Annotated in this window: 12 protein-coding genes and 1 tRNA gene; 9 read left to right on the forward strand and 4 right to left on the reverse strand. The window is 41.3% G+C overall.

Annotation, left to right across the window (positions count from 1 at the left end; translation table 11 throughout):
* Positions 1 to 8 precede the first annotated feature (8 nt).
* Positions 9 to 1,643 (forward strand): chaperonin GroEL, encoded by a 1,635-nt coding sequence (gene groL / locus FTU58_RS00430; RefSeq protein WP_154320958.1) that lies wholly within the window; start codon positions 9 to 11, stop codon positions 1,641 to 1,643.
* Positions 1,644 to 1,906: 263 nt separating this feature from the next.
* Positions 1,907 to 3,058 carry a LuxR C-terminal-related transcriptional regulator gene (locus FTU58_RS00435; RefSeq protein ID WP_180008935.1) on the forward strand — a complete coding sequence of 384 codons (1,152 nt, stop codon included), beginning with the start codon at positions 1,907 to 1,909 and terminating at the stop codon, positions 3,056 to 3,058.
* 38 nt (positions 3,059 to 3,096) lie between these two features.
* Here the strand turns inward: FTU58_RS00435 and FTU58_RS00440 are convergent, their stop codons facing one another.
* Positions 3,097 to 4,293: a hypothetical protein gene (locus FTU58_RS00440; RefSeq protein WP_180061914.1), complete on the reverse strand. Its 1,197-nt coding sequence runs from the start codon at positions 4,291 to 4,293 to the stop codon at positions 3,097 to 3,099.
* Between the two features lie 282 nt (positions 4,294 to 4,575).
* On the opposite strand from FTU58_RS00440, the gene FTU58_RS00445 reads away from it, so the two are divergent.
* The 3 genes from FTU58_RS00445 (at position 4,576) to FTU58_RS00455 (ending at position 9,915) form a co-directional block, all read left to right on the forward strand.
* Entirely contained in the window at positions 4,576 to 7,680 is a 3,105-nt protein-coding gene (locus tag FTU58_RS00445) for a multidrug efflux RND transporter permease subunit (RefSeq protein WP_180061915.1), read from the forward strand.
* Positions 7,681 to 7,844: 164 nt separating this feature from the next.
* The gene (gene mgtE / locus FTU58_RS00450) at positions 7,845 to 9,179 is read left to right on the forward strand and encodes a magnesium transporter (RefSeq protein WP_179988559.1); all 1,335 of its coding nucleotides are present in this window, start codon (positions 7,845 to 7,847) and stop codon (positions 9,177 to 9,179) included.
* A 145-nt stretch (positions 9,180 to 9,324) separates the two neighbouring features.
* Complete coding sequence (locus tag FTU58_RS00455; protein WP_004972119.1) at positions 9,325 to 9,915, forward strand: DUF4112 domain-containing protein; 591 nt, start codon at positions 9,325 to 9,327, stop codon at positions 9,913 to 9,915.
* 111 nt (positions 9,916 to 10,026) lie between these two features.
* Here FTU58_RS00455 and htpX read toward each other — a convergent pair whose 3' ends face one another.
* On the reverse strand, positions 10,027 to 10,932 hold the full coding sequence (htpX, locus tag FTU58_RS00460; protein WP_004972117.1) for a protease HtpX: 906 nt from the start codon (positions 10,930 to 10,932) through the stop codon (positions 10,027 to 10,029).
* Between the two features lie 189 nt (positions 10,933 to 11,121).
* Positions 11,122 to 12,009, reverse strand: a complete 888-nt coding sequence (locus FTU58_RS00465) for a lytic transglycosylase domain-containing protein (RefSeq protein ID WP_096900985.1) — start codon at positions 12,007 to 12,009, stop codon at positions 11,122 to 11,124.
* Positions 12,010 to 12,566: 557 nt separating this feature from the next.
* Here FTU58_RS00465 and ttcA point away from each other — a divergent pair.
* Positions 12,567 to 13,487, forward strand: a complete 921-nt coding sequence (gene ttcA / locus FTU58_RS00470) for a tRNA 2-thiocytidine(32) synthetase TtcA (protein ID WP_104853169.1) — start codon at positions 12,567 to 12,569, stop codon at positions 13,485 to 13,487.
* 248 nt (positions 13,488 to 13,735) lie between these two features.
* Entirely contained in the window at positions 13,736 to 14,119 is a 384-nt protein-coding gene (locus FTU58_RS00475; protein WP_004972111.1) for an SCP2 sterol-binding domain-containing protein, read from the forward strand.
* A gap of 163 nt (positions 14,120 to 14,282) precedes the next feature.
* Here the strand turns inward: FTU58_RS00475 and FTU58_RS00480 are convergent, their stop codons facing one another.
* Positions 14,283 to 15,398, reverse strand: coding sequence for a transglycosylase SLT domain-containing protein (locus FTU58_RS00480; RefSeq protein WP_180061916.1), 1,116 nt, complete (start codon positions 15,396 to 15,398; stop codon positions 14,283 to 14,285).
* Between the two features lie 363 nt (positions 15,399 to 15,761).
* On the opposite strand from FTU58_RS00480, the gene greB reads away from it, so the two are divergent.
* Together greB and FTU58_RS00490 are read left to right on the forward strand one after the other, a co-directional pair.
* Positions 15,762 to 16,259, forward strand: coding sequence for a transcription elongation factor GreB (greB, locus tag FTU58_RS00485; RefSeq protein WP_180061917.1), 498 nt, complete (start codon positions 15,762 to 15,764; stop codon positions 16,257 to 16,259).
* A gap of 86 nt (positions 16,260 to 16,345) precedes the next feature.
* Positions 16,346 to 16,435, forward strand: a tRNA-Ser gene (locus tag FTU58_RS00490).
* Positions 16,436 to 16,859 lie beyond the last annotated feature (424 nt).

The raw sequence follows: 16,859 nt of genomic DNA on the forward strand, positions 1-16,859 counted from the left end.
AGTTAGACATGTCAGCTAAAGACGTAAAATTTGGTGATTCAGCTCGCACAAAAATGATTGCAGGTGTAAACGTACTTGCAGACGCAGTTAAAGTAACTTTAGGCCCTAAAGGTCGTAACGTAGTGATTGACCGTTCTTTCGGTGCGCCGCACATCACTAAAGATGGTGTATCTGTTGCGAAAGAAATCACCTTGAAAGACAAGTTTGAGAACATGGGTGCTCAGCTTGTACGTGAAGTGTCTAGCAAAACCAATGATATCGCAGGTGACGGTACGACCACTGCAACAGTACTTGCACAAGCCATTTTAAATGAAGGCATCAAATCTGTAACTGCGGGCATGAACCCAATGGATTTGAAACGTGGTATCGACCTTGCTGTTAAGGCAGTCGTTGCAGACATTAAAGCAACGGCTAAACCAGCATCTGATACTAAAGCGATTGAGCAAGTGGGTTCGATCTCTGCAAACTCTGATGAAACAGTAGGTAAACTCATTGCACAAGCAATGGAACGCGTTGGTAAAGAAGGCGTAATCACTGTTGAAGAAGGTTCAGGCTTTGAAGACGCGCTTGACGTTGTAGAAGGTATGCAGTTTGACCGCGGTTATATCTCGCCATACTTCGCGAACAAACAAGATACTTTGACTGCAGAACTTGAAAATCCGTTCATTCTTCTAGTTGATAAAAAAATCAGCAACATTCGTGAACTGATTGCTGTCCTAGAAGCGGTTGCAAAAACAGGTAAGCCACTTCTAATCATTGCTGAAGATGTTGAAGGCGAAGCGCTGGCAACGCTTGTTGTGAACAACATGCGTGGCATCATCAAAGTATGTGCGGTGAAAGCGCCTGGTTTTGGTGATCGTCGTAAAGCAATGCTTCAAGATATTGCAATCTTGACAGGCGGTACGGTTATTTCTGAAGAAATTGGTATGTCTTTGGAGCAAACATCACTAGAGCATTTGGGTAGCGCGCACAAAGTTACAGTCTCTAAAGAAAACACCGTGATTGTGGATGGTGCTGGTGATGCAAATCAGATTTCTGAGCGTGTTCAGCAAATCCGTGCGCAAATCGAAGAATCTACTTCAGAATACGACAAAGAAAAACTTCAAGAACGCGTTGCTAAATTAGCAGGCGGTGTTGCAGTCATCAAAATTGGTGCTGCAACTGAAGTTGAAATGAAAGAGAAGAAAGACCGTGTGGATGATGCGCTTCACGCAACTCGCGCTGCGGTTGAAGAAGGTGTTGTTGCAGGTGGTGGTGTTGCACTGGTGCGTGCTGCATCTGCACTTGATGGTCTGACTGGTGCTAACGATGACCAAAACGTAGGTATCAACATTCTTCGTCGTGCAATCGAAGCTCCGCTTCGTCAAATCGTAGCCAATGCTGGTGATGAGCCATCTGTAGTAATCAATGCTGTGAAGAACGGTGAAGGTAACTATGGTTATAACGCTGCGACTGGTGAATATGGCGACATGTTGGAAATGGGTATTCTTGACCCTGCAAAAGTAACTCGTTCTGCACTTGAGCATGCAGCGTCTGTTGCTGGCCTGATGTTAACAACAGAATGTATGATTACTGAAATTCCAGAAGACAAGCCAGCAATGCCAGATATGGGTGGCATGGGTGGTATGGGCGGCATGATGTAATTATCAGCGGACCCAAACTTCAAAAACCTCGTATCGTCAGATACGGGGTTTTTTTATGGCGTGGTTTTTATAATTCAGAGTTTGCACGCATGAAAAAGCAAAACTGCCTAGCCATTTTCCATTTATTTATTTATTAAATGCGTGATATGTATTTAAACTGCTTTTTTTTGTGAATAAAACCCACTATGCTACTTGGAATAATAAGAAAAACAAATGATTAAATAAGTGTAATGCAGGCTGGAGTAGGCATAAAGGGGATAAAAATGGATAACCGAGAACACGAAATTATAGGCAGTATTTATGATGCCGCTGTAGATGTGAATTTATGGCCGCAAGTAATTGAAAAAATTGTTCAATATACAGACAGTAAAACCGCCATTTTTACTGCCTTAGATCAATTTAGCCCAAGTTACGATTTTTTATTTAGTCACAATATTCCAGATGAAGCTTTGCATGCCTATCGTGATGAGCGGATTCGCGTGATTGACATGCAGTTACACCGAGTATTGTGGGAAAATTTAGGTGTGGGGCAAGTAGCGAGCTCGGATTTATCGCATTATGGGGAAAACCCTGAAAGTGATGAATATATCTTTTATGAACGGTGTTTGAATCCGACGGGAATTAGTTATATCTCGGCTGTTTTGCTCGATCAGGGTTCACATCGTTGGGCAGTTTTAGGATTACATCGTGCGCCAGATGTAGCGCCGTATCAACAAAAAGAGTTGGATTTTTTAAAGCATTTGGGTGTGCATTTGCGCCGTGCCTTACAAATCCATCGTCAATTTAGTTTGGTTAAACAAGAAAATTTAAGTTTGTATAGTGTGCTCGATCATTTAAAAACAGGTGTAATTTTGCTTGATCATCAGCTGAGTTTGATTTATTCAAACCCTTTAGCTCAAAGCATGCTGGAACACGATTCATGTTTAGATTTGGACTTGTATAATCGTTTAAAAACCCATGCTTATGATCAAAGTCGTTTAGATCAATTATTACATTCAGCGTTGTTGGGACAGTCGGCATTAAACGCAGATGTAGGCGGTGTATTGTCTTTGTCAGATGCGAAAGGACAACAATTAATGCTGACTATCGTACCTTGTTCTAAATTAAAAAATATGCAGCATCAAAATGCAAGACAACATCAAATTGCGGTATTTCTGACCGATATGCATCAGCACTATGCCTTGTCACAAGCCTATTTGCAGCAAGCTTATCAATTGTCTAAACGCGAGTTTGAGCTGTGTGAGTTGTTGTTGAATGGTTATAAGTTAGAAGAAATTGCGGAACATTGCGGGATTACCCTCAGTTCCGTGCGCACTTATTTTAAAAATATTTATGAAAAAACCCAATGCAACTCGCAAATTGAACTTATGCATTTATTAATGGGTTGTACCATTCATTTTGAGCATATTGGTTAAAGCTGCCTAAGTTTGGCTTAGGCAGCTTTTGAATATGTTTAGTTACTACGTTGTAGGGTAACAGAGTCTTCGCCTTGCGGATGCAAGGTTAGGCTTGTTCCTGAGATGCTGTAAGTTGCATTCACTTTACTGCCATCCCAAGAGTCTTGTAAGCCACCGCAATCGTTGGTGTCATATAACACTTCTGTTGCGGCAAGTGTATTGGCTGTCATTGAATATTTGCCATATTCAATACCTGGGTTAGCGCAATCATCATCGCCTTCAGTGTCTAACAAGAAATAGAATCCTGTGTCAAAGAAAGCAAATAAATGAGTTTGATTAAATTGCCAAGTGCCGACTAAACCTGATGATTGTTTGACTTTAGTTAAAATATAGGTGCTATTACTTCCTACATCGGTCAGCACTAAATCTGTACCGTTATAACTTAGGCGGTAATGACCATCATTGTCTGGATGTGAAAGCCCGTAGTCTCCATTAGTATCTACTGAGATCACAGGGCTCAGCGCTGAAGTTAAAGCATTCCAATTTAGTCGTCCTGTTTCGATACCAGACTTCCCTATTTCATCAGCTACATCTGCTTCACCTAGCGCATAACGTCCGTCTGGTAAAATATGTAATATAACAGCAGTGCTTTCAGTACGCCCAATTTCCCAAGTGCCTGCAATATCTTTATAGAAAGTGGCTTGGAAGTTTTCTGCAGCTTTTTCAGGTGTCACGATTCGATCTAGTGGGATATCGGTTTTAGGGATCACTTCATTGACAAACGTAGTTGAAAACTCTGCGGGTGTTTGCTCGAAATTCATATTCACAGCGGTTAAGGCTGTTTGAGTGTCTGCAGTAATTTCAATTCCATTGCTATGGTCGCCATCGCTATCTAAAGATTGTAAAAATACCATTAAGTTGGTACGGGCATTTTCACTTTCAGCCAAATCTAGTGGGGTAATACGTGCTTTAGCTTCAATGGCTTCACCAAGTTGCACATCACCAATAAAGAAGCGAACAGTATCACCCTCAGCATATTCAAACTCACCTTTATCATTGGTGATACCTTCAATACTTTCACCTGAACTCGAAGCTCTGAGATATTTAACCCCAGTTACAGGGCCATCGGTCAGTACACCAATCTGTGTTGCTGAACTCGGTGGCGGATTCTGATTGCTACCAGAATCATTGTCTGAACCACCACATGCACTGAGTAAGCCTGCTAAAGTTAAGCATAATAAGGTTTTTTTCATCATGAATTCCTTGTCATCCAAATTGTTATGTCAGAAGTATAGAAATAAGATGAATCTAGGAGCTATCCCAAAATTGGGAGGTCAAATACAAAATCTGTGAGAAAAAATGAAGACCAATCAATATTTTTGTGACAAAACTAGATTTTTTGATATGCAGTCATCGAAGTTCTATTTTGCTGTGTTAATTTGAAAAACGGTTTCAAGTTTTTTTGATGATCTTCATCCACTTGATTCATTTCATATTTAAATATCAACATTGCCATCTATAAGTGATCCAGTTTTATGTTGTCTAAATTTTTTATTGAACGTCCTATTTTTGCAGGTGTGCTCGCCATTGTGGTGATGGCACTCGGGATTTTTTCAGTATTAAATTTACCTGTAGAACGCTACCCAGACATTGCACCACCTCGTATCACCGTCAGCGCAACGTATACAGGAGCTTCGGCAGAAACTGTTGAAGAAAGCGTCACACAGGTTTTGGAACAGCAAATTAAAGGCTTAGATCACTTACTGTATTTCAGTTCTAGCAGTGATTCTTCAGGACGAAGTCGCATCAGCATTAGCTTTGAAAATGGTACCAACCCCGATACCGCACAAGTCCAGGTACAAAATGCGATTAATGGCGCAATTAACCGCTTACCTGAAGATGTGCAGCGTCAGGGGGTAAATGTCTTTAAATCATTGGGTGATACCCACATGGTCATTGGGCTGTACGATGCCACAGGCAAAAGCAGCAATATTGCATTGTCTGACTATATGATGAGTCATTTAGAGCAAGAGTTGGCACGCATTGAAGGTGTGGGTGAGGTCGATGTTTTTGGTGCGCAATATGCAATGCGGATTTGGCTGAATCCGATAAAGTTAAAACAATATGTGCTGATGCCAAGTGATGTACGTGCTGCGGTATTGGCACAAAATACTCAAGTTGCAGCAGGGGCAATTGGTGAATTACCCACAGCACAAGAACAATATCTCAATGCCAAAGTCACCTCAGGTTCACGCTTAAAAACGGTAGAAGAATTTGAAAATATTATTTTAAAAGCAGATCAGGCAGGTGGCTTTGTTTATTTAAAAGATGTGGCACGTATTGAACTTGGTGCAGAAAATTATCAAAGCTTTAATACCATTAATGGTTTTCCATCGGCAGGGATGGGGATTTCATTATCTTCTGGTGCCAATGCGTTACAAACTTCAGCCTTAATTCAAAAACAAATTGAGCATTTAAAACAACAATTGCCCGAAGGTTACCAAATTGTCTATCCACGAGATAACACGCCTTTCGTGCAGGAATCAATTAATGAAGTGGTGAAAACTTTAATTGAAGCGGTGATTTTAGTTGTCATCGTGATGTTCTTGTTTTTACAAAACTGGCGCGCGACGCTCATTCCTACCGTAACCGTGCCTGTGGTGATTTTAGGCACTATGGCCGTGTTGCAACTCTTTGGCCTAAGTATTAACACGCTGACCTTATTCGCTTTGGTTTTAGCGATTGGTTTGTTGGTGGATGATGCGATTGTCGTGGTCGAAAACGTCGAGCGTTTAATGCACGAACAGCAGCTCTCGGCTAAACAGGCATCTATCGCATCTATGCAGGAAATTAGCGGTGCTTTGGTCGGCATCACCTTAGTTTTGACCGCAGTATTTATTCCTATGGCATTTTTTGGTGGTTCGACTGGGGTGATTTATCGCCAGTTTTCCATCACCTTAGTCACTGCGATGGTGCTGTCTTTAGGTGTGGCCTTAATTTTAACGCCTGCCTTGTGTGCCTTGATTTTAAAACCCAATCCACAACCAGCCCAATGGGCCATCTGGTTTAATCAAAAACTGGAACGCTTAAAACAACACTATCTCAAATTATCAGGCTGGACGATTCAGCATAAAGCGGTGTGTCTGGTTATTTTTGCAGGTTTATTGACGGTGTTTGCCTTGTTTTACCGTGCCTTACCTACCAGTTTTATCCCGAATGAAGATCAGGGCATGTTGTCGGTGCAATTTAAATTACAGGAAGGTGCGCCGTTGTCTAAAAGTCGTGAAGTGGGCGAAAGCATACGTGAATACTTTATGCAGCATGAAGCCCACAATGTTGATTTGGTGATGATTCGTTATGGACGTAATTTTTCGGGAACAGGGCAGAATTTAGGGCAGGGTTTTATTGCGCTAAAACATTGGGATGAGCGTCAAGGGCAACAGCATACCGCACAAGCTATTCGTGAACGTGCCATGCAGTATTTTCGACAGCATCCCAATGCACAAATTACCATTGGCATGCCCGCAGCAGTTCGTGGTTTGGGGCAAACCGATGGCTTAGAGTTCTGGATGCGCGATGTGAATGGTACAGGACGCGATTTTTTAATTCAGCAATTTCAAAATTTACAGCAGCAAGCCGCTCAATATCAAAGCTTTAAAAATTTAGATCAACGTGCCAATCCTGAAAAAGCGGAGTTAAACGTCACGATTGATCAGAAACAGGCGATGGCAGCAGGTTTAAATCAAACGGCTATTAACAGTACCTTAGCGGCAGCTTGGGGCGGTAGTTATATCAACGACTTTATTGACCGTGGTCGAATTAAACGTGTGATTATGCAGGGTGATGCCGAATTTCGTGGTAAACCTGAAGATTTGAATCAATGGTCGGTACGCAGTCAGCAAAATCAAATGGTACCTTTTAGCCAGTTTGCTCAACTCAGTTGGAGCGGTGGGCCAGAAGTCGTCAATCGTTTTATGGGGTATAGCGCCGTGCAAATGGAAGCCGATACTGCCGAAGGATATAGCTCAGGGCAGGCGATGCGTGATTTAGAACAGATGGTGGCACAGCAGCAGGGCATTGACTTGGCATGGAGTGGGTTGTCTTTTGAAGAAAATCAGTCCAGCAATCAGGCTTTGTTACTGTATTTGGTTTCCATCGGGTTTATTTTCTTATGCCTTGCTGCCTTGTATGAAAGTTGGAGTATTCCAACAGCCGTGATGAGTGCCATTCCTTTAGGAATTGGTGGAAATATTATTTTCAGCTATTTGGCAGGTTTCCCGAACGACATTTATTTCCAAATTGCCTTGCTTACCACCATTGGTTTGTCATGTAAAAATGCCATTTTAATTGTGGAGTTTGCTTCGGCTGCGCAGCAACAAGGCAAACAGGTGATTCAAGCCGCTTTAGAAGGTGCAAGCTTACGGCTCAGACCTATTTTAATGACCTCATTGGCATTTGGTGCAGGTATTTTGCCGCTAGTATTTGCCTTTGGTGCAGGTGCAGCAAGCCGTCAGGAAATTGGGGTGAGTGTTTTAGGTGGAGTTATTTTTGGCACAATTTTAGTGCTTGTTTTTATTCCGTTTATGTATGTGCTGGTTCGTTCTATATTTCAAGTGAATCGTTCATCACCCATAAACTAAAGATTTTTTTTATTAGGCACTTAGCAAAATTATAGGCTATGATATGAAACGCTAAAAATCTTGTATAAATCTACAGATTTTCGGGTTTTTAAGGGTTGGTTTGGGCTGAGAAACTTTGCCCATTCTTCATTTTACGTTTTGGAATGATGGAGTGGGTGAGATTAATGACCAATCTGCACGCTGAACAGTTAGAACAAGCCTTGCAATTACATCAGTCAAGTACAGTGCGCAGCTTGATCGATGGTATCAACCCTGCCGATTTAGCCGACTTAATGCAGCACTTGAGTCTGAAAGCACAGCTGAGTTTAATTGAACAAATTGACAGTGCTGCCTTGGTGATGGAGTTTTTACCACTGCATTCGCAACATCAAATTGCAGAGGCGATGGCACCGCAGCAATTGGTCAAACTGATTTCAGCCATGCATTCAGATGACCGCACCGACTTATTTAAGTTACTTTCTCCACATTTACAGCGTTTTGTCAGCTTACACATTACGGAAGAAAAACGCGCACAGATTCAGACTTTAGCGCGCTATCCTGAAGAATCTGCGGGCGCGATTATGAGTTCGGATTTCGTGGTGCTCTCGCCAGAACTGAACATGCAGCAAGCCATAGATGAATTACGCAGAATGACCACAGATCGGGAAACTTTGTACCTGATTTATATTGTCGATGAACTGATGAAACTATTGGGGGTGATTTCTTTAAGAGAAATAATTCAAAACCCGCCTGAACAGAAAATTAAAAATGTGATGCGCACAGATTTAGTCACTGGTTTAGTGACAGAAGATCAGGAAAGTATCGCGCAAAAACTCAGCCATTATGATTTTTTGGCCTTACCGATTGTAGATGATGCACAGCATTTACTGGGGATTGTCACCTATGATGATGCGATGGACGTGGTACAGGCAGAAACTACAGAAGACTTTTTAAAATCAAGTGCGGTAGCGTCTTCACCTGGCATGAGTATAAAAACTGCGCCAATTTTATTTTTATATCGCAAACGTGTGTTTTGGTTGGTGATTTTGGTATTTGGCAGTTTATTGTCTGGAATTGGCATTGCGCATTATGAAGACACTATTGCAGCACATATTGTACTGGTTTTTTTCTTGCCGCTTTTGGTCGGTAGTGGTGGTAATGCGGGTTCTCAGTCTGCGACCTTAATGGTACGGGCACTGGCTACAGGTGATGTGCAATTTAAAGATTGGCTGCATTTACTCGGACGTGAAAGTTTGGTGGCGCTATGTTTGGGTGGAACTATGGCTTTTGCGGTTTCAATTTTAGGCTATTACCGTGGCGATATGATGGTGTCTGTGGTATTGGCACTGAGTATGCTGGGCATTGTGCTGATGGGCTGTTTAATTGGCATGAGTTTGCCTTTTATTTTGCATCGCCTGAAACTAGACCCTGCCAGTGCCTCTGCGCCTTTGGTAACCTCGATTTGTGATGCAACGGGCGTGGTGGTGTACTTATTTATTGCTTCACAGTTGTTACTTTAAACACTGTCGGTGATGATGACTTATTCAAGACCTCATCTTAAACTTTTTGCATTGATCAAAATTCTGTTTATAAAATCATAACAGACCTGAGTAAAAAACTGCTTTATTCTCAAGTAGATTGCATTTACCCAACGATACGTTTTCTATGCCAGAACCTGCATCTTCAAAAAAACTTAGCCAGCAAGAGGTGATTCGCTTAGAGCGCGATTTAGCCAAGTTTGCCAATATGATGGATTCTGTGGTGCGTATTCCATTTACCAAGCAGGGCGTGGGAGCAGATGCCGCATTAGGCACTGTACCTGTCGCGGGGGATGTCGCAGGTTTTGCACTGACCTGTTATGCGATTTATAAAGCCAAACAAATTGGTGTACCACAAACCAAACTCACTCCCGTGATTAAACTTGCTGTGATGGATGCAGTAGTTGGTTTTGTGCCAATTGTCGGCACAGTATTTGATGTATTTATTCGTCCAAGCCGTAAAGCTTTAGATGTAGTGCATACGCATATCCGTGAAGAATATCAGATTCACAGTGAGCATCATGTGGTACATCCTTTTTTACATGAGCGATTGGAACGTAAACAGCAGCAGTCAGCATTTTGGCGTAATCCTGTAGTGGCATGGCTGTGGCTACATTTGCCTGATTTGCTTGGTGTGATTTTTCTTATTTTCTTTATTTGGGCAGCATGGCTCGGTGCAAGTTGGTTGTGGCACTGGTCACAAAGTTTTGCTGTTTAAATGAACCTGTTTAAAGTACAAAACCATCTGGCAGATCTAATTTACAGACATGAAAAAAGCTTCCCTGAGGAAGCTTTTTGGTGTCGCTGTTACAATATCTTGCTAGCAGTATTAAGGTAAATTTAATTGCTGTAAAGCTGCAACACGTTGTTCAATGCTTGGGTGAGTTTGGAATAACGCTGCCAAGCTAAAACCTTCTTCTTTACCTGCAGAAATCGCAAAAGCTTTCATTTCTTTTGGCATTGCATCAGGCATTTCAGATTCTGCCTGTAAACGTAATAATGCAGAAATCATGGCTTGCTTACCTGCCAAACGTGCACCTGCTTCATCGGCACGGTATTCACGTTGACGCGAGAACCACATCACGATTGAAGAGGCCAAAATACCAAATACGATATCCAGTACAATGGTAATTGCAAAATAAGCCAAGCCTGGTGCTTCGCCGTCTTCACGACCAAATACATTACGGTCAATGAAGTCACCTGCAACACGGGCAAAGAACATGACGAATGCGTTGACCACACCTTGAATCAGTGCCAAGGTCACCATGTCACCATTGGCAACGTGACCAATTTCGTGTGCCAAAACTGCACGTAATTCATCTTTGTTCATACGCTCAAGCAGCCCTGTAGATACAGCCACTAAAGCATCGTTTTTATTCCAACCTGTTGCAAAAGCATTCGATTGGTAAGAAGGGAAAATACCCACTTCTGGCATTTTGATACCAGCACGCTGCGACAATTGCGCAACTTCATTTAATAACCACGCTTCAGCTTGGTTACGAGGTGCATTCGGGTCAATTAATTCAGTCCCAGTTGTTTTTTTCGCCATCCATTTAGACATGAATAGTGAAATTAAAGAGCCAACCATACCAAAGACAAAACAGATGACCAACAGGTTGCCTAGGTTTAAGCCACCCGCGCCATGGTAACTACCGACACCGAAGAGTGACAAAATTATGCCAGCTACAACCAGTACCGCGAGGTTGGTTAGCAAGAACAAACCAATCCGCATCATTGAGTAAATCCTCTTATATTAAAAATGTAATCTGATTTATTAATAAACCATGCCGTAAATATGCGGTGTATGTATTAAAAATTCAAGAAAAAATAATAAAACTGTACTAAAAATATTTTGCGCTGATACTGCAATTGGCATTTCAAAAAGGCTTGCGTTGCCGCAATCTCAAATGAAGTGCTGCAGCTTTTATTCTGAAATAAAAATACGTGCCGAAGCCGTGGCATTCCCTGTCGCGTATGAACCTGCAGGTGCATCGGTAAAGCGACCATCGGCGGCCATAATAATTTGACGTTGTGGGCGTTTGTTTGCCGCCACTTGATGATTACTGGCAGTGTAATTGTCTGACTGCGCAATCACTTGTGCATTTTGACTCTGAGTATTGCTATTGTTATTTGCCGTAATCGCATTGTTATTAGCACTTGCACTAACACCGTTGGCATACAGGTTGCTATAACGACTGGTCACACGACGTACATAGTCCTGAGTTTCACGAAAAGGTGGTACACCGCCGTATTTTGCAACATTGCCTTCGCCCGCGTTATAACCCGCCAAAGCTAAAGTGGTGTTGCCATTAAAGCGTTTGAGTAACCAAGCCAAGTATTTTGCACCCGCCATAATGTTTTCATGCGGGTCATAAGCGTTGCTGACATTAAAACGTCGTGCTGTCGCAGGCATGAGCTGCATTAGACCTTGTGCACCGACAGGCGAGCGGGCGTTGACATTAAAACCTGATTCGGTATGCATCACTGCTTTAATTAGACCTTCTGAAACACCGTGTTGTTGTGCTGCTTGCTGAATAATGTGGTCAAAGGCGTTTTTATTGCGGCTATAACTTGGCAATACCGACGCTTCGGAATTGCCCCAGTTGCGATAACTGTGAATATTGCTGTCTGGATAATATGTGACTTTTACTTTTGTCAGTGAACGATCTGCACTTTTGCGGTTAGTCAGCAAGGTACTGCCATTGCTGTCCTTATACATATAAATTTGACCTGCGTGCGTTGTCGTTGCCAAAGGCATGATGCTGGCAGTCCCCAAAATATACAGTAAAAAGGCATTAATTTTATTGTTCATGCTGTGAATACACTAAAAGCTGTCCCCAAACAGTTAATAGGAGTTTAACAAAAATCTCACAGATGAAAAGGCTTTGTACAAATTCATTTACAGTAGTGTCGAAAAAAATCAAGCTTAATTGCTGACAGAGTAATCAAAAAAAATATTTATTTTTTTTTAATTGGATCAGCTTGACACACTTAAGTGTATGATTTTAAATTAAAATAAAATCGATCAAAAAGTAATCAATTTAAAGAGAAGCCTTAGAATAACGGCAAGAGGCGTTGTCAAGTTGTTTTAAATCCACAAAGTTATCCACAGCTTTTGTGGAAAACTGTGGAAAAGTCCAAAAGATAAGCATCTTGGCGAAAAAGTGAACCTGAGGGTTCAAACTTGCCACAGAAAAAAACGATCTGCGCAGATAGAAATAAAGTGTGTAAACAGAAATGAACGCGCAGTCAGAAATTAAGTTCTTTGACGAAAAGGAAGATTGCGATGAAATTACATTCTTTTGATGCGGGATTGGTCTGAATCGGCTAAAATTGCGCGGTAATTTTTTTCATGGGTTAATCGCGTCTATGTTCTCACCAGTTGAGTCCGATCAAGGCTTTAATTTCAAACCAGAACTTCCAACCAGCTCTGCGTATTATCGTTTGTTGAAAAAGCTGCGTCGTCAAGTCGGGCATGCGATTCGTGACTTCAACATGATTGAAGATGGCGATAAAGTCATGGTGTGTATTTCTGGTGGTAAAGACAGTTATACCTTGTTGGACATTATGTTGCAGTTCAAGCGCATCGCACCCATCAATTTTGATGTGGTGGCTGTGAACTTAGACCAAAAGCAACCAGGCTTCCCTGAAGATGTATTGCCGCGTTATTTAGAAGAAAATAACATCCCATATTACATATTAGAAAAAGACACCTATAGCATCACCAAGCGTTTAACGCCTGAAGGTAAAACTTACTGTGCAGTGTGTTCGCGTTTGCGTCGTGGTTCTTTGTATGGCTTTGCGCAGGAAATAGGGGCAACCAAAGTGGCGCTTGGGCATCACCGTGATGATATTTTGGCGACTTTTTTCTTAAACTTGTTCCATGGCGGTAGCTTAAAAGCCATGCCACCGAAGTTGTTGTCATCAGACAAGAAAAATATGCTGATTCGTCCACTGGCTTATGTGGAAGAAAAAGACATCATTAAATATGCAGAAATGCGTAAATTCCCAATTATTCCGTGTAACTTGTGTGGTTCACAGGAAAACTTACAGCGTGCCATTATTAACGACATGTTACGTGAGTGGGATAAAGCACATCCTAAGCGTTTGCACAGTATTTTTGGCGCATTACAGAATGTATCGCCATCGCAGTTGGCAGACCGTGAATTATTCGACTTTGAAGCGTTAGACAGCCAGCGCGTATTTGATTTTGCCGATCAGGCCGAACAAAACGCAGCAGAGCAAAACAAACGCATCAATATGGTCAATTTAGGCTACGCTGCAGACTAAGCGATAACAGCCTGTCAATCCCTTTAAAATGTAATCAACACCAAGCCAGAGCTTGGTGTTTTTTTATGAATTTGATTTATTTGAGAAAGTCGTCATTTCGACTAAAAATACAAAAACTGAACGTCCCGTACAAAATTTCTTAGCCTTTCACGAAAGGTTCATGCTATAACAATCAGCAAGCAAAACAGCTTAATAATGATGGTGTCTGGATAGACAACACACATGCACAAATATATTGAGGAAAAATCATGCCTGCTTTTTTAACTGATGATTGGTTTGCAACTGTAGAAAATTTAACGGCTCAAGCTGGTGATTTAAACCTACCTCCAGCACTTGCAAATCTGGCAATTAACTTAGTGGTGACTGATGCTGCAGGCAACACAGAATTGTCTTTAGATGGCGGTAAAATCCAAAAAGGTTTGGCGGACAACGCAAAAACAACATTAAATATGGATGCGGAAACTTTACGTAAAGTATTCCTAGAGTTTGACATGGCGGCTGCTATGCAAGCCTTTATGACAGGTAAAATCAAAGTACAGGGCGATATGTCACAATTAATGGCATTACAAACTGCAAAACCAAGCCAAGAACAAAAAGACTTATTTAAGAAGATTCTTGAGCAATCTGCTTAATTCAAGCGATTTACGCTGTAGCAGGCGAATTTCCCGCTATAGTACAAAAAAGCCTAGCTGAAGTATCAACTAGGCTTTTTTATGCACTGCAGCTTTAACAGCGCATTATTCATGTTTGAATTGCAGCTGATATACACTGCAACTCAATCACGCGAGGTAAATTTTAGATATTCACCAATTGCGGTGTGGTCTTAATATGCTCAAGGTAGGCGCGAATACGAGTCACATATTGCACTGCTTGACGATAACGACCGTTGCTCGCTTTGTTACGGTCTAAATACGCATATAGGTTAACCCAATTGTTCGGGTTTTTACCTTGCGCACGAATTCGCTTCTGAATCTGACTGACTGCGCCTGGGCCCATGTTATAAGCCACTAGTGCATACCAGTTACGATCAGGGAACGGAATATGATCATAGCGGTTTAGCATTTGGTCATAATACTTGGCTCCACCCTGAATACTTTGAGCAGGATCGGTACGGTTGCTTACGCCCATCGCTTTGGCTGTATTATTGGTCAGCATCATAATACCGCGCACACCTGTTGGCGAAACCGAGTTGGGTTTGAGGTAAGATTCCTGATAACCAATTGCCGCCAAAAGATGCCAGTCTAAATCGTACTGCGTGGCAGTCTTTTTAAAGTTGGCCTTATATAAAGGTAAACGATTACGCAAATCCCGCTGGATCACATCCCACGATTCTTGTTTGACCACATTACGATTATAAAATGAAGCCAATTGGGTAATTGAGCCGTTTTGCTTGCCACGACAAACAAAGTTGCTTGCGGTTTGGCTAAGAGGATCATCTGCGTGTTTAAACACCCAGTTCAGCTCACTATTTAAACCATTACGCTTTAAAGTATTTAAATCGCCACAACTGGCAGAAAATGCCGTGAGTTGCTGCTTTTCGATGCTTTGGATACTCGACGTGGTCATGGCAAAGTTCGCTTTACCAGAAGACACCCATTTTAAAGCGGTCGCATTGTCGCTTACCGTTTTAAATTCGAGTTTCACATTCATGCTGTCGGCATAGTTACGCACAAGGTCATAACCAAAGCCATGTAAATGTTGTCCATCTTTAAACACTGTGGTTGGATTTTCCACAGACACAACGGTCAATTTGTTCTGATTGACGACGCTGTCAAATTGATGAACGGCTTTGCCTGCGTTAATACTGTGGAATGGGAGAAGAACAGTACTGAAAGCGAGGACTTTGAATGGGAGGCGATTAAAAAATGAGTGAAGGCTAAGCCTAGACCCAGACGTTGAACTACTGTGCATGTTGGCTCCGCTACAAGTAATTTATGCCCTAAAAAGCAAAGGCAACACACCTTAAACTTTTTCAAGTTTGATAAATTCAATAAGGGTTGGGCAGTCATGACGTCATTCAAAATGACTTGGGATTAAAGGGAAAATGTGTAAAATTTATACACAGGTTAAAAAGTGATCAAAACTAAAAGATGTGCGAATAATAAAGATGAAAATTTTGGATGTCAAATTTTGTACATAAATTTTTTGAAAAATGTAACATAAGATATTCATTTCATTGAGAAATAAATTTTATAAATTTTTATTGTGTATAAAAATGCAATAAAATATAGGATTGATGTTAACCAAATGTAAAAAACCGGCTGCAAAAACACCATGAAATCTAACTTAATTACACGTTCTGGACACGATAAACTCGTGGCAGAGTTACAGCATTTGTGGCATGAAGAACGCCCTGAAATCACCAAAAAAGTAAACTGGGCGGCAAGTCTCGGCGATCGCTCTGAAAACGCAGATTACCAATATAACAAACAGCTTTTGCGTAAAATTGACCGTCGGGTACGTTATTTGGGCAAGCGTTTGGAAGAGTTGCGCATTGTCGATTTTGCACCTGAACAAGAGGGTAAAGTATATTTTGGCGGATGGGTCGAAATTGAAAATGAACAAGGCGAGCAAAAGACCTTGAGAATTGTGGGCGTGGATGAAATTTATGATCATCATCCACAACATATTTCGATTGATTCACCTATGGCTCGGGCTTTGTTGTCTAAACAGGTGGATGATGAGGTGGAAGTGCAGACACCGCTGGGCAAAAAGAGCTGGTTTATTAATTCGATACGCTATGAAAAGCCTGAAATTGCAGAAAATGACTGATTTTTGATTTTATTTTGAACATTTGGATCATAATTTTTAGAAAATATTTGCCAAGCTGAATTTTTCTTTATATGATAGCCGCCATTGGAAGCGTGGCAGAGCGGTTTAATGCACCGGTCTTGAAAACCGACGAGGGTGTGAGTCCTCCGTGAGTTCGAATCTCACCGCTTCCGCCAAATTTTAAGATAAGCCCTTGTTTTTACAAGGGCTTATTTTTTTGTCTTTGATTTTACCCCTCAACCTCCTCTTACAGGGCTGATATTGGAAGCTATTCGAACTGGAAATAAAGTTCTAAAAATCAATAAGGATTTAAATCAATAAGGTAGGTTTATGGAAAAAAGGTATATAGTTTTTGGTATTATAATTTTGACCTTTGTTTTTTTGTCAGATTTTTTTACTTATCAGGTAACTAAATATCAGCTTAGCCACTCTAAAATATATAAATCATGTGGTGTTTTTGATAGCTATCAGAGGGTTAATGAGGCTAGATCGAAGAGGATTGAGTTGATTACAACTTATATGAATAGATCTCTTGCATAAATCAAAAAACGACCAATTTAGTGATTATTTTTCGTACCGATCAATAAGCCATATTCGGTT

Origin of the sequence: Acinetobacter sp. YH12120, assembly GCF_013418795.1 — a bacterium.
Lineage (GTDB): Bacteria > Pseudomonadota > Gammaproteobacteria > Pseudomonadales > Moraxellaceae > Acinetobacter > Acinetobacter towneri.